At 60.3% G+C, this 290-nt stretch carries 1 protein-coding gene; it reads right to left on the bottom strand.

Annotated features, from left to right (window positions below):
• Positions 1-26 precede the first annotated feature (26 nt).
• Positions 27-290: Tn3 family transposase (locus tag OGY18_RS00010; RefSeq protein ID WP_139056200.1), on the bottom strand; the 264-nt coding region annotated here is incomplete at its 5' end.

Genomic DNA, 290 nt, shown 5'->3' on the forward strand with positions numbered 1-290 from the left:
GTGACCATCTCATTAAATAAAGCACGCTAAGCCGGTGGCAGCGGTCGCAATGGCCTGAACTTCCCCGCACCGACCTTGGCGCTGCTGCGCCATAGGTAATCGCCGGTCAGGTTGATGTGCTCCCACCCCAGCGGCGACAGATATTGCAACAATGTGTCGTCCAGCGCCGTGCCGTTGCCACGCAAAGCACTGGTGGCACGCTCCAGATATACCGTGTTCCACAACACGATGGCCGCCGTCACCAGATTGAGGCCGCTGGCCCGGTAGCGCTGCTGCTCAAAACTGCGGTC

It is taken from the genome of Citrobacter sp. Cpo142 (assembly GCF_030332425.1).
Classification (GTDB): Bacteria; Pseudomonadota; Gammaproteobacteria; order Enterobacterales; family Enterobacteriaceae; genus Citrobacter; species Citrobacter portucalensis.